General features: G+C 66.2%; 18 protein-coding genes and 2 pseudogenes. 9 read left to right on the forward strand and 11 right to left on the reverse strand.

Annotated features, from left to right (window positions below; all coding sequences use genetic code 11):
* The first annotated feature begins 6 nt into the window (after nt 1-6).
* Entirely contained in the window at nt 7-1,233 is a 1,227-nt protein-coding gene (locus P0086_RS12830; protein WP_275785987.1) for a GTP-binding protein, read from the forward strand.
* 32 nt (nt 1,234-1,265) lie between these two features.
* On the opposite strand, the gene P0086_RS12835 is transcribed toward P0086_RS12830, so the two are convergent.
* The 8 genes and pseudogenes from P0086_RS12835 to P0086_RS12870 all read right to left on the reverse strand — a co-directional run bounded on the left by P0086_RS12835 (nt 1,266) and on the right by P0086_RS12870 (nt 8,515).
* Nucleotides 1,266-2,306, reverse strand: coding sequence for a histidine kinase dimerization/phosphoacceptor domain -containing protein (locus P0086_RS12835; RefSeq protein WP_275785990.1), 1,041 nt, complete (start codon nt 2,304-2,306; stop codon nt 1,266-1,268).
* Nucleotides 2,303-2,740 carry a response regulator gene (locus P0086_RS12840; RefSeq protein WP_112608514.1) on the reverse strand — a complete coding sequence of 146 codons (438 nt, stop codon included), beginning with the start codon at nt 2,738-2,740 and terminating at the stop codon, nt 2,303-2,305. The genes P0086_RS12835 and P0086_RS12840 overlap by 4 nt, the downstream gene beginning before the upstream one ends.
* Nucleotides 2,737-4,233, reverse strand: a complete 1,497-nt coding sequence (locus P0086_RS12845; RefSeq protein ID WP_112614605.1) for a CHASE3 domain-containing protein — start codon at nt 4,231-4,233, stop codon at nt 2,737-2,739. Before P0086_RS12845 ends, P0086_RS12840 begins: the two co-directional genes overlap by 4 nt.
* A 104-nt stretch (nt 4,234-4,337) precedes the next feature.
* Nucleotides 4,338-4,574 (reverse strand): sulfurtransferase TusA family protein, encoded by a 237-nt coding sequence (locus tag P0086_RS12850; protein ID WP_112595298.1) that lies wholly within the window; start codon nt 4,572-4,574, stop codon nt 4,338-4,340.
* 344 nt (nt 4,575-4,918) lie between these two features.
* Nucleotides 4,919-6,178 (reverse strand): annotated as a pseudogene (locus P0086_RS12855) (L,D-transpeptidase family protein); the annotation flags it as partial.
* A 209-nt stretch (nt 6,179-6,387) separates the two neighbouring features.
* A complete protein-coding gene (locus P0086_RS12860; protein ID WP_112595294.1) occupies nt 6,388-7,341 on the reverse strand; it encodes an acetyl-CoA carboxylase carboxyltransferase subunit alpha in 954 nt (317 codons plus the stop codon).
* 74 nt (nt 7,342-7,415) lie between these two features.
* Nucleotides 7,416-8,369: a site-specific tyrosine recombinase XerD gene (gene xerD, locus P0086_RS12865; protein ID WP_112595291.1), complete on the reverse strand. Its 954-nt coding sequence runs from the start codon at nt 8,367-8,369 to the stop codon at nt 7,416-7,418.
* Nucleotides 8,366-8,515 carry a hypothetical protein gene (locus P0086_RS12870; protein ID WP_112595289.1) on the reverse strand — a complete coding sequence of 50 codons (150 nt, stop codon included), beginning with the start codon at nt 8,513-8,515 and terminating at the stop codon, nt 8,366-8,368. Before P0086_RS12870 ends, xerD begins: the two co-directional genes overlap by 4 nt.
* A gap of 123 nt (nt 8,516-8,638) precedes the next feature.
* Between P0086_RS12870 and P0086_RS12875 the strand changes: the two genes are divergently transcribed.
* The 3 genes and pseudogenes from P0086_RS12875 to P0086_RS12885 form a co-directional block, all read left to right on the forward strand.
* Nucleotides 8,639-9,247 (forward strand): shikimate kinase, encoded by a 609-nt coding sequence (locus P0086_RS12875; RefSeq protein ID WP_112595287.1) that lies wholly within the window; start codon nt 8,639-8,641, stop codon nt 9,245-9,247.
* Nucleotides 9,244-10,371 (forward strand): 3-dehydroquinate synthase, encoded by a 1,128-nt coding sequence (gene aroB, locus P0086_RS12880; RefSeq protein ID WP_275785999.1) that lies wholly within the window; start codon nt 9,244-9,246, stop codon nt 10,369-10,371. The genes P0086_RS12875 and aroB overlap by 4 nt, the downstream gene beginning before the upstream one ends.
* A 167-nt stretch (nt 10,372-10,538) precedes the next feature.
* Nucleotides 10,539-11,234: pseudogene (locus P0086_RS12885) on the forward strand (transporter associated domain-containing protein); the annotation flags it as partial.
* On the opposite strand, the gene P0086_RS12890 reads toward P0086_RS12885, so the two are convergent.
* A complete protein-coding gene (locus P0086_RS12890; protein ID WP_275786002.1) occupies nt 11,235-11,516 on the reverse strand; it encodes a BolA family protein in 282 nt (93 codons plus the stop codon).
* 121 nt (nt 11,517-11,637) lie between these two features.
* Between P0086_RS12890 and P0086_RS12895 the strand changes: the two genes are divergently transcribed.
* From P0086_RS12895 to P0086_RS12910, 4 genes are all read left to right on the forward strand, one after another.
* The gene (locus P0086_RS12895; protein WP_275786005.1) at nt 11,638-12,261 is read left to right on the forward strand and encodes a J domain-containing protein; all 624 of its coding nucleotides are present in this window, start codon (nt 11,638-11,640) and stop codon (nt 12,259-12,261) included.
* Between the two features lie 61 nt (nt 12,262-12,322).
* Nucleotides 12,323-13,321: a cobaltochelatase subunit CobS gene (gene cobS / locus P0086_RS12900; RefSeq protein WP_112595279.1), complete on the forward strand. Its 999-nt coding sequence runs from the start codon at nt 12,323-12,325 to the stop codon at nt 13,319-13,321.
* 18 nt (nt 13,322-13,339) lie between these two features.
* Nucleotides 13,340-15,241: a cobaltochelatase subunit CobT gene (cobT, locus tag P0086_RS12905; protein ID WP_112614591.1), complete on the forward strand. Its 1,902-nt coding sequence runs from the start codon at nt 13,340-13,342 to the stop codon at nt 15,239-15,241.
* A 52-nt stretch (nt 15,242-15,293) separates the two neighbouring features.
* Nucleotides 15,294-16,295, forward strand: a complete 1,002-nt coding sequence (locus tag P0086_RS12910; RefSeq protein WP_112608502.1) for an esterase-like activity of phytase family protein — start codon at nt 15,294-15,296, stop codon at nt 16,293-16,295.
* A 134-nt stretch (nt 16,296-16,429) separates the two neighbouring features.
* On the opposite strand, the gene P0086_RS12915 is transcribed toward P0086_RS12910, so the two are convergent.
* Entirely contained in the window at nt 16,430-17,071 is a 642-nt protein-coding gene (locus tag P0086_RS12915; RefSeq protein ID WP_112595271.1) for a VUT family protein, read from the reverse strand.
* Nucleotides 17,072-17,188: 117 nt separating this feature from the next.
* Entirely contained in the window at nt 17,189-17,473 is a 285-nt protein-coding gene (gene rpmB / locus P0086_RS12920) for a 50S ribosomal protein L28 (RefSeq protein ID WP_112595269.1), read from the reverse strand.
* A 281-nt stretch (nt 17,474-17,754) separates the two neighbouring features.
* Here rpmB and P0086_RS12925 point away from each other — a divergent pair, with 281 nt between their 5' ends.
* On the forward strand, nt 17,755-18,525 hold the full coding sequence (locus tag P0086_RS12925; protein ID WP_112595267.1) for a DUF3108 domain-containing protein: 771 nt from the start codon (nt 17,755-17,757) through the stop codon (nt 18,523-18,525).
* Nucleotides 18,526-18,527 lie beyond the last annotated feature (2 nt).

Below are 18,527 nucleotides of genomic sequence, written 5' to 3' on the forward strand. Positions count from 1 at the left end.
CAAGCCATGTCCGCAGCCGATCGTACCGTGCCGGTCTCGATCCTGACCGGCTTTCTCGGCGCGGGAAAGACGACGCTGCTGAACCGGCTTTTGAAGCATCCCGAGCTGACGGACACCGCCGTCATCATCAACGAGTTCGGCGAGGTGGGGATCGATCACCTGCTGGTCGAGCAATCGGGCGACGGCGTCATCGAGCTTGCCGACGGCTGCCTCTGCTGCACCGTCCGCGGCGAGCTGGTCGATACGCTCGCCGACCTGATGGACCGCATGCAGACCGGGAAGATCAGGCCGCTGCAGCGCGTGGTGATCGAGACGACCGGTCTCGCCGACCCCGCGCCGGTGATCCAGGCGGTGATCGGCAATCCGGTACTCGCACATTCCTTCCGGCTCGATGGCGTCATCACGCTCGTCGATGCGGTCAACGGGCTCGCAACGCTTGCGGCCCATCCCGAATCCGTCAAGCAGGTCGCCGTCGCCGACCGTCTCGTGCTGACCAAGACGGCGATGACGGATGGCGTGGCGCCGTCGGCGCTGACGCAGGCGCTGTCCGATCTCAATCCGCGCGCCGCCGTGATCGATGCGGACGACCAAGACCGGACCGGGCCGTCCCTGCTCGCCTGCGGGCTCTATGATCTGAAGACGAAGATCGCCGATGTCGGCCGCTGGCTGAACGACGAGGCACGGCAGGATCAGCATGGGCATGACCATCACGATCACAGCCATCACCACGGCCACGGCGACCATCGCGATGATCACCATGGCCACGATCACGATCACGGGCACGGGCACGGGCATGAGGGCCACGGCGGCGAGGGCCGTTTCCACCAGCACGCCCATGACGTCAACCGCCACAGCGCCTCGATCCGGTCCTATTCCATCGTCCATGACGCGCCGATCGATCCGATGGCGCTCGACATGTTCGTCGACCTGCTGCGTTCGGCCCATGGCGACAAGCTGTTACGGATGAAGGCGATCGTGGCGCTGTCGGACAATCCCGACCGCCCGATCATCCTGCACGGCGTGCAGGCCGTCTTCCATCCGCCCGAGCGGCTTGCGGCCTGGCCGGATCCCGGCGACCGGCGCACCCGCATGGTGCTGATCACGGACGGGTTGCCGGAGGCCTTCGTGCGCGACCTGTTCGATGCCTTCGTCGGCAAGCCGCGGATCGACCGTCCCGACCGCGCCGCACTCGAGGACAATCCGCTGGCGGTTCCCGGGCTCAGGATGCGCTGAGACGCCCCTTCGGGCTTTGGAAGAAGCGGGAACTACGCCTTCCAGATCACCGCGACATAGGTGCCTGTGGTCTTGCCGTCGCGCTCGTCGACGACGGTGGCGCCGAGGTTCATCGCCATGGCGTTGATCAGCCGCGTGCCGAGGCCGGTGCCCTTGGGGCCCTGCGCGCGGTCATGGCCGACGCCATCGTCCTCGACGGAGAGCATCAGTTCGTCCCGGCCGTTTGCCTGCAGCCGGATCCGGACCTCGCCGCGGCCGTCGGGATAGGCGTATTTCGCGGCGTTGGTCAGAAGCTCGATCAGGATGACGCCGAGCGACACCGCCTTGTCGGCGGAGGTCGGTGCGCTGACCAGGTCGCAGCGGACGATGACGCCGGACGAGAAGCCGCCGGAACTCTGGAACTCGGCGATGATGGCGCTCAGATAGTCGTTGAGGTCGATCGCGTCGACCTTGTCGGAGGTATAGAGGCTGCGGTGGACGCCGGCGATCGCCGAGATGCGGCTCTGGGTCTCGGCCAGCGCCGTCTTCGTCTCCTCGCTGCTCGAAATCTGCATCTGCATGCGGATCATGGCGGAGACGAGCGAGAGGCTGTTGGCGATGCGGTGGTTCATTTCCGACAGCAGCAGTTCGGCGCGCTCCTTGGCGATGACGAGCTGGCGGTCGGTCTCCTCCTTCTGCTGGCGCAGGCGCGCGTTCTCCAGCGCCTGTTCGAGCGCGCTGACGAGGAGGGGGAAGAAGTCGTCGGTGGCCGACTTCATCACATAGTCCGCAGCGCCGCCCTTCAGCGCGCTGATCGCCACCTCCGCATCGCTGGAGCCGGTCACGTAGAGGATCGGCGCCTTTCGCGGCATGTCCGCCACGGCCTCCAGGAAGGTCAGTCCCGTCTGGTTCTCGAAATGATGGTCGAGGACGACGGCTGCGAACTCCTGGGTGCCGAACAGCTCCAGCCCGACCGGGATCGACGGCGCATGCACGACCTCGAAGTCGTTGCGCGCCAGCACCTTGCCTGCCAGGCGCGCCAGCACCGGATCGTCATCGATATAGAGGACGCGGATCTTCGGGTCGGGCGTCATGGAACCTGTATCACCGAGAAGAAGAGCCCAAGGTTACGGATGGCGGTGGCAAAGCCCTCATAGTCCACGGGCTTGGTGATGTAGACGTTGGCGCCGAGGTCGTAGCATTTCTGGATCTCGCGCTCGTCGTCGGTGGTGGTCAGCACCACGACCGGGATGCTGCGCGAGTGCTCGTTGCTCTTGATCTGCTGGAGAATGTCGATGCCGGACATGTCGGGCAGGTTCAGGTCGAGCAGCACGAGCAGGTAGCGGTCCTGGTTGACCAGGCCGTCCCGGTTCTCGCCCAGAACGTAGTCGAGCGCCTTGCTGCCGAGCGTGAAGGGGACGATCTCGTTGTGGACGCCGGCCCGCCGGACGTTCTTCTCGATGAGGCGCGCATGGCCTTCATCGTCCTCGATCATGACGATGGTGACTTCCCGTCCGCTGGCCTTCATGGGTCCATACTCCTGAACACTTTGGTGAGATCCGTCGGCAGGGACAGGATGAACGTGCTGCCTTTGCCCAGTTCGGATTCGACAGTAACGTCGCCGCCCAAATTCCGTATTAACGACCGCACATGGGCAAGGCCAATGCCTTCGCCCTGCTGGTCCTGTTCGCCGGCGCGGCGAAAGAGCTCGAAAATGCGCTCGAGATCCTGCTGGCCGATGCCGCGGCCGTTGTCCCGGACGTCGATCCTGATCCGGCGCGGTCCGTCGGGGCGGATGTCGACGTTCAGCTTCAGCGGCCTGCCCGGCATCCGGTACTTCACGGCATTGTCGAAGAGGTTACCGAAAATCTGCTCCAGCGAAAACCGGTCTGAGACGATGCCGGTGATGTAGCCGGCGGCGATGTTCGCCTCGCCGCCCTGCTCGGCCAGCTGGTGCTGGACCGTGGCGGCGCTGGCCTCGAGCAGCGCCTTGAGGTCGATCCGCTCCGGCTGCAGCTTGCGGCGGCCGTCGCGGGAAATCTTCAGGATCGCGTTGATCAGCGCATCCATCTTCTTCGTCGAGGACCGGATGAAGCCCATCGCCTCGGGCAGGTCTTCGGTAACCGCAAGGCGCGCCTCGCGGATCTCGTCCTCGCTCGGCGTGCGTTCGTCCGCCATCACATAGGCCGAGACCGCCTTGATGGCGGTGTCCAGCTCGCTGAGGAAACCCATGATGTTGACCAGCGGCGCCCGCAGGTCGTGGGTGACGATATAGGCGAAGCGCTGGATCTCCTGGTTGGCGCGGATCAGGTCCTGGGTGCGCTCGTTGACCCGCTCCTCCAGCCCGAAATTCAGCGCCATGACCTCCTCGCGGGCGCGGGAGAGATCGCGGACATGCTGGAAGATCACCAGGATGGCGCCGCCGACGACGACCAGGATCGCGACGGCGCCGCCGATCGTCACCCATTGCAGGGTATCGGCGGCCGACAGCTGTTTCGCGACAAGCTCGCGCAGATTGTCGTCGGTCTTCTCGAGGTATCCGCTGAGGATCTCGCGGATGCGATCCATCAGCCGCAGGCCGGCATCGGTCGAAAGCAGCGCGAAGGCCTCGTCGTAGCGGCCCTGCCTGGTCAGGCCGACGCTGTTTTCCAGTTCCGCCATCTTGCCGTCGATGGCAATCTTGAGTTCGGCCAGCCCGGCGGCATAGTCCGGGCGCGGTCCGAGATTGTCCTGAAGCGCCTTCCAGCGGGCCGGCAGATCCGCGGTCGCCTTGTTGTAGGGGTCGAGATAGGACGCCTCCCTGGCGAGCAGGTAGCCGCGCTGGCCGGTTTCGGCATCCTGCAGCGTCGTCAAAAGGCCGACGATGGAGCTTCTGACGCGGCGAAGGGAGGCGGTCTCGTCCGAATAGGCGCGGTTCGCCTGGACGAGCCAGAGCGAGTAGCCGACGATGCCGATCAGCAGGAGGGTGCCCAGCCCAAGCATCAATAGGCTCGAGCGCAGGAAGGCCGCAGTTGAGGTCATGCTCTTTCCGGGGTGCACGTGTCGCCCGGATTAGTACACACCTGCGGCGGCTTGCGATAGTGCCGGCGGCCGAAGACTTTCGAGCGGAGCGCGATCGACGGGGCTCAGCCCTTGCGGATCAGGAAGCGGTGGCCGTCGCCGAGGCTTTCGCTGCGTTCCAGCGTGTGGCCGTTCTCGCTGCAGAAATGCGGAATGTCGATCACGGCGAGCGGATCGGTCGTCTCGATCAGGAGGAAGGCCCCGGAGGGCAGCTGTGCCAGGCGCTTGCGCGTCCTCAGCACCGGCAGCGGGCATTTCAGCCCCCGCAGGTCGTAGACCGCACCCGGGTCGGCCGCCGTCATTGCTTTTTCCAGAATTTCCAGAACGGCTGCTTCTGGGATGCGCTCGCATCGGCGGTGGCGGCCGGGGCGGGCGCTGCCTGCGGAGCTGTCTGAGGATCTGTCTGGGACGCTGCCTGGGAAGCTGCCTGGGAAGCTCCCTGGGGCGCCGCCTCGCCGGCGGCCTGGGCGGAAGGTGCCGCCGCTTCCGCTGCTGCCGGCTCTGCCGGCCCGTCGGCCCTGGGTGTTGCGATCGAAGCGGTGTTGCCGCCATCTGGGGCGCCTGCGGCCGGTTGCGGTTGTGCCGTCGGGGCGGCAGACGCGGTCGTCGGAGCGGCGCCGGCCGCACCGGATGCGGCCGCCGTGCCCTTGCTGGACCAGAGCTTCCAGAACGGCTTCTTCGCCGCCTGCTGCTCTTCCTGGACCGATGCGACGCCCGGGTTGGCGGCGGGGACCGCGACGCCGGTGCCGGCGGTCGCCTGCTGTTCGGCCTTCTGCGCCGCAACGTCGTCGGCGAGCTTCTTCAATTCCGCGGCCTTGCGGTCTTCCTCTTCCTGCCTGGCCTTTTCGGCCATCTCGACCTTGCGCCGCTCGGCCTCTTCCGCCCGCTTCTTCTCCGCCTCGATCTCGCGCAGCGACATCAGCTTGCCGGCGTCGATCGAGTTTCCGGTCGGCGCATAGGCGAGTTCGCGGCCCTTGCGCTTGTCGGCGACGATCGCCTTGCGCTGGGCCTCGGAGGGCTCCAGCCAGACGGTGCCCTCGTATTTCTTCATCGCCTTGGCGTATGCGGCGGCATAGGTCTTGTCGTAGGCGTTCATCGCCACCTGCAACTGCGGCGGCGTCGAGATCGCCGGGCACTGGGCAGCGACGCCGGCGAACGCCTTTCCGTCCGCCGTCTGCTGGTTGAAGACGTATTTCTGGTCGCAGACGCCCACTTCCGGCGGACGCTTGGTGACCTGGAACTGGTCGTAGCCGACCTTTAGCATCTTCCAGAATTCGATGTTCGGGTTGTCGCGATGGCGGGCCATATTCTCCGCCGTCATGCGGAACGGATAGGCCTGGAGCTGGATCGTCTTCTGCCCGCCCTTGAAGGCATCGCGGGCAAAGGCGAAGATCTCGACCATCTGCTCGTCGGTCATCGAGTAGCAGCCAGACGACGAGCAGGCGCCGTGGATCATCAGGTTGCTGCCGGAGCGGGCGTTGGCCCGGTCATAGGAATTGGGAAAGCCCGTGTTGATCGCCAGGTAGTACTGGGAGTTCGGGTTCATGTGCTGGGGGCCGAGCGGATAGAAGCCTTCCGGCGCCTGGCGGTCGCCTTCCTTCACCTTCGGGCCGAGCTTTCCCGACCATGCGCAGATCTGGTAGCTCTTTATCATCTGGAAACGGTTCGACCGGTCGGCCTTCCAGATCTCCAGGATGCCTTCTTCCTTGAAGATGCGCAGGGTGACCGGCGAATTGCGGTCGATGTTCAGCGAGGCCATCTTGGAGACGACCTGGCCGGAAAGCTGGTACTGCGTCTTGTTGGAGACCTTCTTGACGTCGACGCCGACGTTGTCGAGCGTCTCATTCGTGCAGCCGGCGGCGGCCACGGCAAGCAACGAAACAGCGGCGAGTACCTTAAGGCGCATGCGTCAGGTCCAATATAACTGGTAGGCAGTCCATCCACATCGGCACGGCGGACGCGGAATCATGCCCGTTTATACTTAACCAACCGTAAACGGAAAATCGCCGCGTGATATTCGATCTGTGGATACGCTCAAAACCATCAGAATATGTCCAAGGTTTGGCCGTATTCGCCGGCCCCGTGCAAAAGGCCGGCGATCTGCATCCTTTGCGTTCAGAGCTGCCGGCCGATGTCGAGGTAGCGCTGGCGACGATCGCGTCGCAGTTGCTCGCCCGGCTTGGCCGAAAGCTCGCGCAGCGCATCCGCCACGACGTTGCCCGCCGCCGCAATCACGGTGTCCGGATCGCGATGGGCGCCGCCGATCGGCTCGGGGATGATGCCGTCGATCACCCCGAGCGCCTTCAGGTCTTCGGCGGTGATCTTCATGTTGCTGGCCGCTTCCTTGGCCCGCGTCGAATCGCGCCAGAGGATCGAGGCCGCGCCTTCCGGCGAGATCACGCTGTAGATGGCGTGCTGCAGCATGTAGACGCGGTCGCCGGTCGCAATCGCGATCGCGCCGCCGGACCCGCCCTCGCCGAGAATGACGGAGACGATCGGAACGCGGACGTTGAGACACATCTCGGTGGAGCGGGCGATCGCCTCCGCCTGGCCGCGCTCCTCGGCGCCGATGCCGGGATAGGCGCCGGCGGTGTCGACGAGGGTGATGATCGGCAGGCCGAAGCGGTCCGCCAGTTCCATCACGCGGATCGCCTTGCGATAGCCTTCCGGGCGGGCGCTGCCGAAATTGTGCTTCAGGCGCGATTTCGTGTCGTTACCCTTTTCCTGGCCGATGATCGCGACGGACTGGCCGCGAAAGCGCCCGAGACCCGCCTGGATCGCCTCGTCCTCGGCGAACTTGCGGTCGCCGGACAAGGGCGCGAATTCCTCGAACAGCTTCGCCGCGTAGTCGACGAAATGCGGCCGCTGCGGATGGCGCGCGACCTGCGTCTTCTGCCAGGGGGTCAGCTTGGAGTAGATGTCGACCATCGCCTCGCGCGAGCGCGCCTCGAGCCGCCCAACCTCGTCCGACGTGTCGATGCTCTCGTCCTCTTCGGCGAGCTTGCGCAGTTCGTGGATCTTGCCTTCGAGGTCCGAGATAGGCTTTTCGAAGTCGAGGTAATTGTGCATGAGATGCGTTTCCGATCGTTTGCTCCAACTGTCCGCCGCGCAAGCTAGAGAGCGACGACGGCGGAATGGCGGCTCTAATCCGGCTTTTTTGCCTGTTTGGCAAGGGGGTGGTGATCCTGCACCAGCCGATGAAGGCGCTCTTCTAGCACATGCGTGTAGATCTGCGTCGTCGAAATGTCGGAGTGGCCGAGCAGTTCCTGCACGGCGCGCAGGTCCGCCCCGTTCTGCAGCAGGTGGCTGGCGAAGGCATGGCGGATGACGTGCGGCGACAGCGCCGCGGCCCGGATGCCGGCGCGTGCGGCCAGCGCCTTGAGATCGCGGGCAAAGACCTGCCGCGGCAGGTATCCTTCCTTCCCCGCGGACGGAAACAGGAACGGGCTCTCCTTGGCGTCCTCCTGCCGCTCGCGCTCCTCGGCGAGCGCCGTGCCATAGGACTGCAGGGCCGCCATCGCCGAGCGGGAGAGGGGCACCAGCCGCTCCTTGCTGCCCTTGCCCTTGACGACGAGAAAGCGGCCGTTCTGCGCCAGCACCGTCGCCGGCAGCGAGACGAGCTCGCTGACGCGCATGCCGGTCGCATAGAGAAGCTCGACGAGCGCGTGCATGCGCAGGCGCTGGAGGCGGCCTTCGCCCGGTGCCTGCGCCTCCTGCTCGGCAAGCCCGATCAGGCGGGTGACGTCGTCGGTCGACAGCGTCTTCGGCAGCGACCGCTCCTTGCGCGGCGCGTCCAGGATGCCGGTGGGATCGGTGTCGCGCACGCCTTCGGCGTAGAGGAACTTGTAGAACTGCCGGAGCGCGGAGAGCCGGCGCGCCTGGGACGAGGCCTTGAAGCCCTGCCGCGCCAGATGGCCCAGATAGGCGCGCAGGTCGTCGGGCTGCGCCTCGACGATCCGCACCTGCCGCTGCAGCAGGAAGGAGCGGGCATCCTCGAGGTCGCGCTCGTAGGATGCGAGCGTATTGGCGGCGGCTCCGCGCTCGGCGCTCATCATCTCCAGAAAGGCCTCGATCTGGATCGCCGCGCTGTCCCTCACGGCTGCGGGTTCACCCGTTCCGACGGGATGCGGATCGTCACGTCCCGCGGGCGCGGCTCCACGAAGGTGACGAGGGCGATCATGATCCCGTAGACGATGCCGGCAATGACGGCGCAGAAGAACAGGAAACGGAAGAGGGTGGGCATTGCGTGCTCCGTGGAACCGGCCTCCTATATCGCCCTGCGGAAGAGCGAGCGCAAGCCGTGCAAGCACTTGACGCTTTCGGTGCTTTTGCAGATACGGAAGGAAGCAGCAATCGGAATTGCCTGATGATCGGCCTTGTGGAAACCGCCCCTGCGGAGCTTGTGCAGAAAGCGCGTGCGGCGCTCGGCAAGCGCAATCTCGTTCTGGTCGGGCTGATGGGCGCGGGGAAATCGGCCATCGGCCGGCTGGTGGCGCAACAGCTGTCGGTGCCGTTCATCGATTCCGATCACGAAATCGAGCGGGTCTCGCGCATGTCGATCTCCGATCTCTTCGCCGCCTACGGCGAGGAGGAGTTTCGGGCGCTGGAGAGCCGGGTGATGAAGCGGCTCCTGAAGAGCGGACCGCGCGTCGTTTCGACCGGCGGCGGCGCCTTCATCAACGAGCGCACCCGCAAGCACATCAAGCGCGGCGGCCTGACGATCTGGCTGAAGGCGGATCTCGATGTCCTGTGGGAGCGGGTCAGCAAGCGCGACACGCGGCCGCTTCTGAAGACCGAAAACCCCAGACAGACGCTGGAGAACCTGATGAATGCCCGCTACCCGATCTATGCGGAGGCGGACCTCACCGTCCAGTCGCGCGACGTGCGCAAGGAAATCATCGCCGACGAGGTTCTCGCCGCCGTCGCCGCCAGCGTCGATACCAGCGCCGATACCAGCCATGAAGTGATGCCATGACAGATACCTCTTCGACCCGCCGCACCGTTCGCGTGGAGCTCGGCGACCGCTCCTACGACATCCTGATCGGGCCCGGCCTCATCGCCGCCGCCGGGGCGGAAATCGCGGCCCGATTGAAGGGACGTCGCATCGCGATCGTCACCGACGCGCATGTCGGCCCGGTCTATCTCGATCCCTTCATGCGCTCGCTCGCAGACAAGGGGATCGAGGCGGTCTCGCTCGTGCTGCCGGCCGGCGAGAAGACCAAGAGCTTCGAGCACCTGATGACGGTCTGCGACAGCGTGCTCGGCGCCCGCATCGAGCGCAACGACGCGGTGGTAGCGCTCGGCGGCGGTGTCATCGGCGACCTCACCGGATTTGCCGCCGGCATCGTGCGGCGCGGCTCGCGCTTCATCCAGGTGCCCACGTCGCTGCTGGCCCAGGTGGATTCGTCCGTCGGCGGCAAGACCGGTATCAATTCCCGCCACGGCAAGAACCTGATCGGCGTCTTCCATCAGCCCGACCTCGTGCTCGCCGATACCGACGTGCTCGACACGCTGTCGCCGCGCGAGTTCCGCGCCGGCTATGCGGAGGTGGCGAAATACGGGCTGATCGACAAGCCGGATTTCTTCGCCTGGCTGGAAAAGAACTGGAAGGATATCTTCTCCGGCGGCGCCGCCCGCATCGAGGCGATCGCGACAAGCTGCCAGGCCAAGGCCGACGTGGTCGCGGCCGACGAGCGCGAGAACGGTCTGCGCGCGCTGCTGAACCTCGGCCACACCTTCGGCCATGCGCTGGAGGCGGCCACCGAATATGACAGCCGCCGCCTCGTCCACGGCGAGGGCGTAGCGATCGGCATGGTGCTGGCGCACCAGTTCTCGGCGCGGATGAACCTTGCGAGCCCGGATGCCGCGCGCCGCGTCGAGACGCACCTGAAGGACGTCGGACTGCCGGTGTCGATGCGCGAGATCCCGGGCGAGCTGCCGCCGGCGGAGCGGCTGATGGATGCGATCGCCCAGGACAAGAAGGTGAAGAGCGGCAAGCTGACCTTCATCCTGACGCGCGGCATCGGCCAGTCCTTCGTGGCCGACGACGTGCCGGCGTCGGAAGTGCTCTCCTTCCTGAAGGACAAGTATTTGCGATGACGCGACCGAACGGTGTCCTGCGGTGGCTTTTCGGGTGTCTCGGCCTGGCGGCCTCCGGGGAGGCCGTGCCTGCGCCCGGGCCGGCAGAGGTTCGCGGCGTTGCCGCGCCGGCCGGGCGCGAGCCGGTGTCGCGGGACCGGGACCGGGACAGGGAGCGCAGCACTTCGCTGTCCGACCTCGACGAGCTCGAGGTATCCGACGTCATGGTGCACCGGACCGCCATGCGCGGCATCAATGCCGACGAGGCCCCCGAGGCGATCGTCCGCACGGTCCTCGACAGCCCCTTTTCCCGCATGCCGCTCTGGCGCGTCTCGACCGACAACATCATCGGCGTGATCCACCAGGCGGCGATGCTGCGTGCGCTCGTCGAGGCGGGTTCGGAGGCGAGCGCCATCGATCTTTCCAGGGTGGCGGAAAAGCCCTGGTTCGTTCCCGACACCACCGGGCTGAAGGAGCAACTGGGCGCCTTCCTGCGGCGGGGACGGCACTTCGCCATCGTCGTCGACGAATACGGCGAGGTGCAGGGGCTCGTCACCATCAGCGACATCCTGGAGGAGATCGCGGGCGAGGCCTCCAACGAGCGGGAATTCGGTCTTCAGGGCGTGCGGCAGGAGCCGGACGGCTCGATCGTCGTCGACGGCAGCGTGGCGATCCGCGACCTCAACCGTGCGCTCGACTGGTCGCTGCCGGACGAGGAGGCGACGACGATCGCCGGCCTCGTCATCCACGAATCGAAGCTGATCCCGGAAGAGCGGCAGGCCTTCACCTTCCACGGCAAGCGCTTCATCGTCATGAAGCGGGTCAAGAACCGGATCACCCGGCTGCGCATCCGTCCGGTCGAGGGAACGGCGGGCAGGGGCTGACTACCAGACGACGGGCTCGCCGGGTGCGGCCGTCTCGATCGCCAGCGCATGCAGGCCGGCGTCGAACTCCTCGCGGACGAGCTCGTTGACCATCCGGTGGCGGGCGACGCGGGTCTTGCCGGCGAACTGCGCGGCAACGATGCGGATGCGCATGTGCGTCTCGCCCCCGCCGTCGAACCCGGGCTGGTGGCCGGCGTGGAGATGGCTCTCGTTCAACACTTCCAGCCGCTCTGGCGAAAGCGCCTCGGTCAACCTATATTCTATCCGGGATTTGACTGTCATCGACCCGCCCTGGGATGCCGCGCAACCGTGCGGTCCTGCGCGAAAATGATCCCACAAAGCCAGCAAGAAACCGCTTTGTCAATTCTTGTCGTGCTCCGTCGCGAGCCCCATAATCGGACCCATGAAACTCGATTCAAAATACTTCGACCGGATACGGACACGCCGGCGCGTGGAGCGTCCGGAACCCGTCGCGCCGACCTGCCAATGGGACGGCTGCGAGCAGGCGGGCGTGCACCGCGCGCCGGTCGGGCGCAATGCCGAAGGCCAGTTCTTCCTCTTCTGCTTCGAGCACGTGAAGGAATACAACAAGGGCTACAACTACTTTTCCGGCCTGTCGGACTCAGAGATCGCGCGCTACCAGAAGGAGGCGATCACCGGCCACCGCCCGACCTGGACGATGGGGGTCAACAAGACCGCCAAGAACGGGCCGGTGCACGGCAACGTGCGTTCGGGCACGGCCGGCGCCCACCATCGCATCCGCGATCCGTTCGGCTTCGTCGCCGAGGGGCGGGGCGGCGGGCCGCGCATGCAGCCGCGGGCGCGCAAGCTGAAGACGCTCGAGGCCAAGGCCTTCGATACGCTGGGCCTGCAGGCGAGCGCGACGGCCGACGACATCAAGGCCGCCTACAAGGCGCTTGTCAAAAAGCACCATCCCGACGCGAATGGCGGAGACAGGGGATCGGAAGAGCGTTTTCGGGCGGTCATCCAAGCATATCAATTGTTAAAGCAGGCCGGCTTCTGCTAGAGCAGGTCGGCAGCAACAGGACTTAAGGGCGGATGCGAGCGGCGTCTGCTGCGGAGACATTATGAGCAAGATGGATCTCGACATTTCCAACCTCCCCGACACCACGGTTTCGGTGCGGGAGGTCTTCGGCATCGACACGGACATCCGCGTCCCGGCCTATTCCAAGGCCGACGCCTATGTGCCGGATCTCGATCCGGACTACCTCTTCGATCGTCAGACCACGCTCGCCATCCTCGCAGGCTTCGCCCACAACCGCCGCGTGATGGTCTCCGGCTATCACGGCACCGGCAAGTCCACCCATATCGAGCAGGTCGCCGCGCGCCTCAACTGGCCCTGCGTGCGCGTCAACCTCGACAGCCATGTCAGCCGTATCGATCTCGTCGGCAAGGATGCGATCGTGGTCAAGGACGGCATGCAGGTCACCGAGTTCAAGGACGGCATCCTGCCCTGGGCCTACCAGCACAATGTCGCGCTCGTCTTCGACGAATACGACGCCGGCCGGCCTGACGTCATGTTCGTCATCCAGCGCGTGCTGGAATCCTCCGGCCGCCTGACGCTGCTCGACCAGAGCCGCGTCATCCGCCCGCATCCGGCCTTCCGCCTGTTCGCCACGGCCAACACCGTCGGCCTCGGCGACACGACCGGCCTCTATCACGGCACCCAGCAGATCAACCAGGCGCAGATGGACCGCTGGTCGATCGTCACCACGCTGAACTACCTGCCGCACGACAACGAGGTCGACATCGTCGCCGCCAAGGTGAAGTCGCTCTCCGGCCGCAAGGACGGGCGCGAGACGATCTCGCGCATGGTCCGCGTCGCCGACCTCACCCGTGCCGCCTTCATCAACGGCGACCTCTCCACCGTGATGAGCCCGCGCACCGTGATCACCTGGGCCGAGAACGCCGAGATCTTCGGCGACATCGCCTTTGCCTTCCGCGTGACCTTCCTCAACAAATGCGACGAGCTGGAGCGGGCGCTGGTCGCCGAGCACTACCAGCGCGCCTTCGGGGTCGAGCTGAAGGAAAGTGCGGCCAACATCGTGCTGGAGGCCACGGCCTGACGGCCCGGCAGGTGAGAGATGGCTGCTCGCGGTGACAATTCCAGACCCAGGCCCGGCGCGCCGGTCGACGTCGAGCCGTTCCGGCGGGCGCTGACGGGCTGCATCCGCTCGGTCGCCGGCGATGCCGAGATCGAGGTGGTGTTCGCCAACGAGCGGCCGGGGCTGACCGGCGAGCGCATGCGCCTGCCGGAGATTTCCAAGCGGCCGACGCGCGAGGAGCTTGCCGTCACCCGCGGGCTCGGCGATTCCATGGCACTGCGCAAGGCCTGCCACGATCCGCGCATCCATGCCACCATGTCGCCGCAGGGGGCGGACGCCCGTTCCGTGTTCGATGCCGTCGAGCAGGCGCGCGTCGAGGCGATCGGCTCCAACCGCATGAGCGGCATGGCCGACAACATCAATTCCATGCTGTCGGAGAAATATGCCCGCGCCAATTTCGGCGCGATCACCCGCCAGGCGGATGCGCCGCTGGAAGAGGCGGTGGCATTGCTCGTGCGCGAGAAGCTCACCGGGCAGAAGCCGCCGGAAACCGCCGGCAAGGTGCTCGACCTGTGGCGCTCCTTCATCGAGGAGAAAGCCGGCGGTGACTTTCCGGGCCTTGCCGGCGCGATCAACGACCAGCAGGCCTTCGCCAAGATCGTCCGCCACATGCTCGCCTCGATGAACGTCGCCGAGGACATCGGCGAGGAGGACAGCGAGCCGGACGACCAGGAGAGCGAGACCGACGAGGACCAGCCGCGCAGCAACGAGGAAGACGAGAGCGACAGCCAGGAGGAAGCCGGCGACGAGGCCGCACCCGCCGACGAGAACGAGACGGCGCAGGAGCAGATGGAAGAAGGCGAGATGGACGGCGCGGAGATTTCCGACGACGAGCTCGCCGACGAGGAGAACGAGGACAGCGAGACGCCAGGCGAGGTGCGCCGGCCGAGCATCTTCGGCGACTTCAACGAGAAGGTCGACTATTCGGTATTCACCGAGGCGTTCGACGAAACCATCACCGCCGAGGAGCTCTGCGACGAAAGCGAGCTGGAGCGGCTGCGCGCCTTCCTCGACAAGCAGCTCGCGCACCTGCAGGGTGCGGTGGGCCGGCTCGCCAACCGGCTGCAGCGCCGGCTGATGGCGCAGCAGAACCGTTCCTGGGAGTTCGACCTGGAGGAGGGCTATCTCGATTCCGCCCGCCTGCAGCGCATCATCATCGATCCGATGCAGCCACTGTCCTTCAAGCGCGAAAAGGACACGAACTTCCGCGACACCGTCGTCACGCTTCTGATCGACAATTCCGGCTCGATGCGCGGACGGCCGATCACGGTGGCCGCGACCTGCGCCGACATCCTCGCGCGCACGCTCGAGCGCTGCGGCGTCAAGGTCGAGATCCTCGGCTTCACCACCAAGGCCTGGAAGGGCGGGCAGGCGCGGGAGCAGTGGCTCGCCAGCGGCAAGCCGCAGTCGCCCGGCCGCCTCAACGACCTGCGCCACATCATCTACAAGTCGGCGGACGCGCCGTGGCGCCGGGCCCGGCGCAACCTCGGCCTGATGATGCGCGAGGGGCTCCTGAAGGAGAACATCGACGGCGAGGCGCTGATCTGGGCGCACAACCGGCTGCTCGGCCGGCCCGAGCAGCGGCGCATCCTGATGATGATCTCCGACGGCGCGCCGGTCGACGATTCCACGCTGTCGGTCAATCCGGGCAACTACCTGGAGCGGCACCTGCGCGCGGTGATCGAGCAGATCGAGACGCGCTCGCCGGTCGAGCTGCTGGCGATCGGCATCGGCCACGACGTCACCCGCTACTATCGCCGCGCGGTGACGATCGTCGACGCCGACGAGCTCGCGGGTGCGATGACCGAGCAGCTCGCCTCGCTGTTTGCCGACGAGAGCACGAGCCGCAGGCGGCCGGGCAGCCTTCGCCGCGCCGGCTGAGGCCCAATCGAAACCCACTGCGCCACGCGCGATCGCCGGGCATGGAGAGCTGATGACGCGACTGTCCGCCCTGTTTGCCACAGCGCTTGCCGTGACGGTCGTCGCCGCGCCCAGCGCCGCGACCGGCGTCGCCGTCGAGATCGACAGCCGGACGATCTCGCATTTCGGCGTCGGCTCCGCCGCCCGCGCCTTCGGCAAGCTCGAGTTCGTCGGCGGGCTGATGTATTCCTCGCCGAACGCGCTCGTGGGCGCCGTGTCCTCGATCCGCTTCCGCCCGGATCACAAGCATTTCGTCGCGGTCCTCGATACCGGCCACTGGATGACGGGCTCGATCGAGCGCGACGAGGAGGGGGCGCTTGCGGGGCTGGCCGACGTCAAGATCAGTTCGATGCTGAATGCGGACGGCAAGGACGAGAACTCCAAATACCTGATGGATGCGGAGGGGCTGGCGCTGGCGCCGGGGGCGGCGATCGTCAGCTACGAGCAGAACCATCGCGTCGACGTCTATCCCGACCCCGGGCTGGAGACGTCGGGGCCGAAGGCGCGCTACGACATCCCCTATCCGCGCTGGGAGATCCGCATCAATCGCGGCTTCGAGACGATCGCGGTCTCGCCCGAGGACGGGCCGCTGGCGGGGGCGCCGGTGATCGTCGCCGAGCGCAGTCTCGATGCGCAGGGCAACATGATGGCCGCGATCCTCGACGGGCCGTTGAAAGGCACGTTTTCGGTCGTCCGCAACGACCCCTACGACGCCACCGACGGCGGCTTCCTGCCGAACGGCGACCTCTTGCTGCTCGAGCGCCGGTTCCGGCTGTCGGACGGCGTGGGCATGCGCATCCGGCGCATCAAGGCGGAGGACATCCGCCCCGGCGCCGTCGTCGACGGCGAGGTGCTGATCGATGCGGACATGAGCTACCAGATCGACAACATGGAAGGCCTGGACGTGATGCAGCTGCCGGACGGCGACATCCGCATCGTCATCGTCTCGGACGACAACCACTCGATCCTGCAGCGCAACCTGATGCTGGAGTTCCGCCTGATCGGCGGCCTCTGACAAAGAGAAAGGCCGCCTGCGGTCTCCCACAGGCGGCCAGCCGATCCCCGCGACAGCTCTTTTTGTTCGCCGCCTGAGCGGCCTTCTCGGATGTCGTCAGGACGACGATCCGGCGGGGGAAACGCGAAAGAGGTTCAGGCGGCGGCCTTCTCGACGCCCGGCATGGGCTTGAGCGTGCTCATCAGGGCGCCATAGGGCAGAAGCATCACCAGGCCCATCAGCATCTTCACGCCGAAATCGGTGATCGCCCAGGACACCCAGCGCTGCGCCTCCGCCGCAAAGAGGCCGAGGACCGGGGCGTTTTCGATCGCGAACGCGTCGTTCGGGCCGAAGACCGAGAAGACGGGCGAGAACGCGACGGAGAAGAAGATGATCGTGTCCAGCGCCGAGCCGATCAGCGAGCCGACGAGCGGTGCCCGCCACCAGCTCTGGCGGCGCAGCCTGTTGAACACCGAGATATCGAGCAACTGGCCGAGCAGGAAGGCGGAGCCGGAGGCGATCGCGATCCGCGGCGTGGCGACGGCGAAGGAGAAGAGGACGGCAACGGCGAAGCCGGCGATCACGACCCTGCGCGCGATCTTCGGCCCGAACTGGCGGTTGGTCAGGTCGGTGACGAGGAAGGCGACCGGATAGCTGAAGGCGCCGAAGGTCAGGATATCGCCGAGGCTGACGCCGAACAGCGTTCCCGGCAGCGGATACTGCACCAGGACGTTGGAGGCGACGACGACGAGCGTCATCAGGAGGACATAGGTGAGGGTAATGCGGTTTGCCTGCATTTTTTTATCCTGGGTGATGCCACCAGTTGGAGTAACAGCGATGTCTGCAATGCAGAGAGGCCTGCCGTGTTATCGGTCAGGCCTCGAATGCGTGTCGTTGAGGGCCGCGGCCTGTGATCAGGCGGCGGTCTTCTTGACGATCTGGCGACGCAGCAGGCGAGCGCGCATGGACAGCTCGTTCTCGTCGGCCTTCAGCAGGAAGGCGTCGAGGCCGCCGCGGTGCTCGACCGAGCGGAGCGCTGCTGCGGAAACGCGCAGGCGGAAGCGCTGGCCGAGCGCGTCGGAGATCAGCGTGACGTTGCACAGGTTCGGCAGGAACTTGCGCTTGGTCTTGTTGTTGGCGTGGCTGACATTGTGGCCCGACTGGACGCCCTTGCCGGTCAATTCGCAACTACGGGACATGGATGCACCTATTCTTCTTTGGTTTCGGACAATACGATTCCGGCGCCGTGTCCGGCCGCAGTCCGTCTGGCCTTATTGGAAAAGTTGCGGTTCTATAGTCATCCGTGGTGGTGGCGTCAAGCCAAACCTTGGCCCTTTCCGGGAAAACAGTTGCAATGCGCCCTGGATTGAGACCAATTGCCGGTTCCGGATCCTGCCGCTCGTGCGGGGCTGCGACGGATGACGGCGCAGAATCGCCGCAAAGGGATCTATAGTCGATCGGACGAAGGAGCGTTTGGAAGATGGGCTGGAGGACATGGGTCGCGGCGGTGATGTTGCCGGTGCTGGCCGCGGGCACGGCTTCTGCGCAGGAAGTCAGTCACGTCACCGACTACAGCATAAGGCTCGCCGGTTTTCCCGTTGCGACCGCAAGCTTCCGCTCGGCCTTTGACGGCCGCCGCTACAGCATTGCGGGGCGGATGGATTCGGCCGGCCTCGCCGACATCCTGGCCAACACGCACGGCACGACGTCGGTCACGGGCGTCCTGTCGAACGGCACGCTGCGCGCCTCCAGGTATTCCATGTCCTATCGCAGCGGCAAGCGCGCCCGCGCGATCGACGTGACCTTCCGCAACGGCAATGTCGCCAGCGCCTCGATCCGCCCCGAACGCCGGCGCCCGCCGGAGAACTGGGTGCCCGTCCGCGAGCGGGACATGCGCGCGGTGGTCGATCCGATCTCCGGCCTGATCATCCCCGCCGGCAGCAACGTGTGCTCCAAGACGCTGCCGATCTTCGACGGCGAGTCGCGGATGGACATCAAGCTCGTCGACAAGGGCTCGCGGCCGTTCTCGACCCGCGGCTTCGAGGGCGAGGTGAAGGTCTGCGGCGTTCGCTTCGTGCCGCGGTCCGGCTACCGCAAGGGCCGCCGCGACGTCGAGTACCTGCGGCAGCTGACGACGATGGAAATCTGGTTTGCCAAGGCCGATACGGTCGCGGTATATGCCCCGGTCTACGCCCGGATCCCGACGAAGCTCGGACCGGTCACGGTATCGGCCACCCGCTTCGGCGGCTGAGC

It is taken from the genome of Mycoplana sp. MJR14 (genome assembly GCF_029210525.1).
Lineage (GTDB): Bacteria > Pseudomonadota > Alphaproteobacteria > Rhizobiales > Rhizobiaceae > Mycoplana.

Bases quoted from the DNA above. Each gene is read 5' to 3' on its own strand.
- P0086_RS12830 (WP_275785987.1), top strand. From the start codon at position 7: ATGTCCGCAGCCGATCGTACCGTGCCGGTCTCGATCCTGACCGGCTTT.
- P0086_RS12835 (WP_275785990.1), bottom strand. From the start codon at position 2,306: ATGACGCCCGACCCGAAGATCCGCGTCCTCTATATCGATGACGATCCG.
- P0086_RS12840 (WP_112608514.1), bottom strand. From the start codon at position 2,740: ATGAAGGCCAGCGGACGGGAAGTCACCATCGTCATGATCGAGGACGAT.
- P0086_RS12845 (WP_112614605.1), bottom strand. From the start codon at position 4,233: ATGACCTCAACTGCGGCCTTCCTGCGCTCGAGCCTATTGATGCTTGGG.
- P0086_RS12850 (WP_112595298.1), bottom strand. From the start codon at position 4,574: ATGACGGCGGCCGACCCGGGTGCGGTCTACGACCTGCGGGGGCTGAAA.
- P0086_RS12860 (WP_112595294.1), bottom strand. From the start codon at position 7,341: ATGCACAATTACCTCGACTTCGAAAAGCCTATCTCGGACCTCGAAGGC.
- P0086_RS12870 (WP_112595289.1), bottom strand. From the start codon at position 8,515: ATGCCCACCCTCTTCCGTTTCCTGTTCTTCTGCGCCGTCATTGCCGGC.
- P0086_RS12875 (WP_112595287.1), top strand. From the start codon at position 8,639: ATGATCGGCCTTGTGGAAACCGCCCCTGCGGAGCTTGTGCAGAAAGCG.
- aroB (WP_275785999.1), top strand. From the start codon at position 9,244: ATGACAGATACCTCTTCGACCCGCCGCACCGTTCGCGTGGAGCTCGGC.
- P0086_RS12890 (WP_275786002.1), bottom strand. From the start codon at position 11,516: ATGACAGTCAAATCCCGGATAGAATATAGGTTGACCGAGGCGCTTTCG.
- P0086_RS12895 (WP_275786005.1), top strand. From the start codon at position 11,638: ATGAAACTCGATTCAAAATACTTCGACCGGATACGGACACGCCGGCGC.
- cobS (WP_112595279.1), top strand. From the start codon at position 12,323: ATGAGCAAGATGGATCTCGACATTTCCAACCTCCCCGACACCACGGTT.
- cobT (WP_112614591.1), top strand. From the start codon at position 13,340: ATGGCTGCTCGCGGTGACAATTCCAGACCCAGGCCCGGCGCGCCGGTC.
- P0086_RS12910 (WP_112608502.1), top strand. From the start codon at position 15,294: ATGACGCGACTGTCCGCCCTGTTTGCCACAGCGCTTGCCGTGACGGTC.
- P0086_RS12915 (WP_112595271.1), bottom strand. From the start codon at position 17,071: ATGCAGGCAAACCGCATTACCCTCACCTATGTCCTCCTGATGACGCTC.
- rpmB (WP_112595269.1), bottom strand. From the start codon at position 17,473: ATGTCCCGTAGTTGCGAATTGACCGGCAAGGGCGTCCAGTCGGGCCAC.
- P0086_RS12925 (WP_112595267.1), top strand. From the start codon at position 17,755: ATGGGCTGGAGGACATGGGTCGCGGCGGTGATGTTGCCGGTGCTGGCC.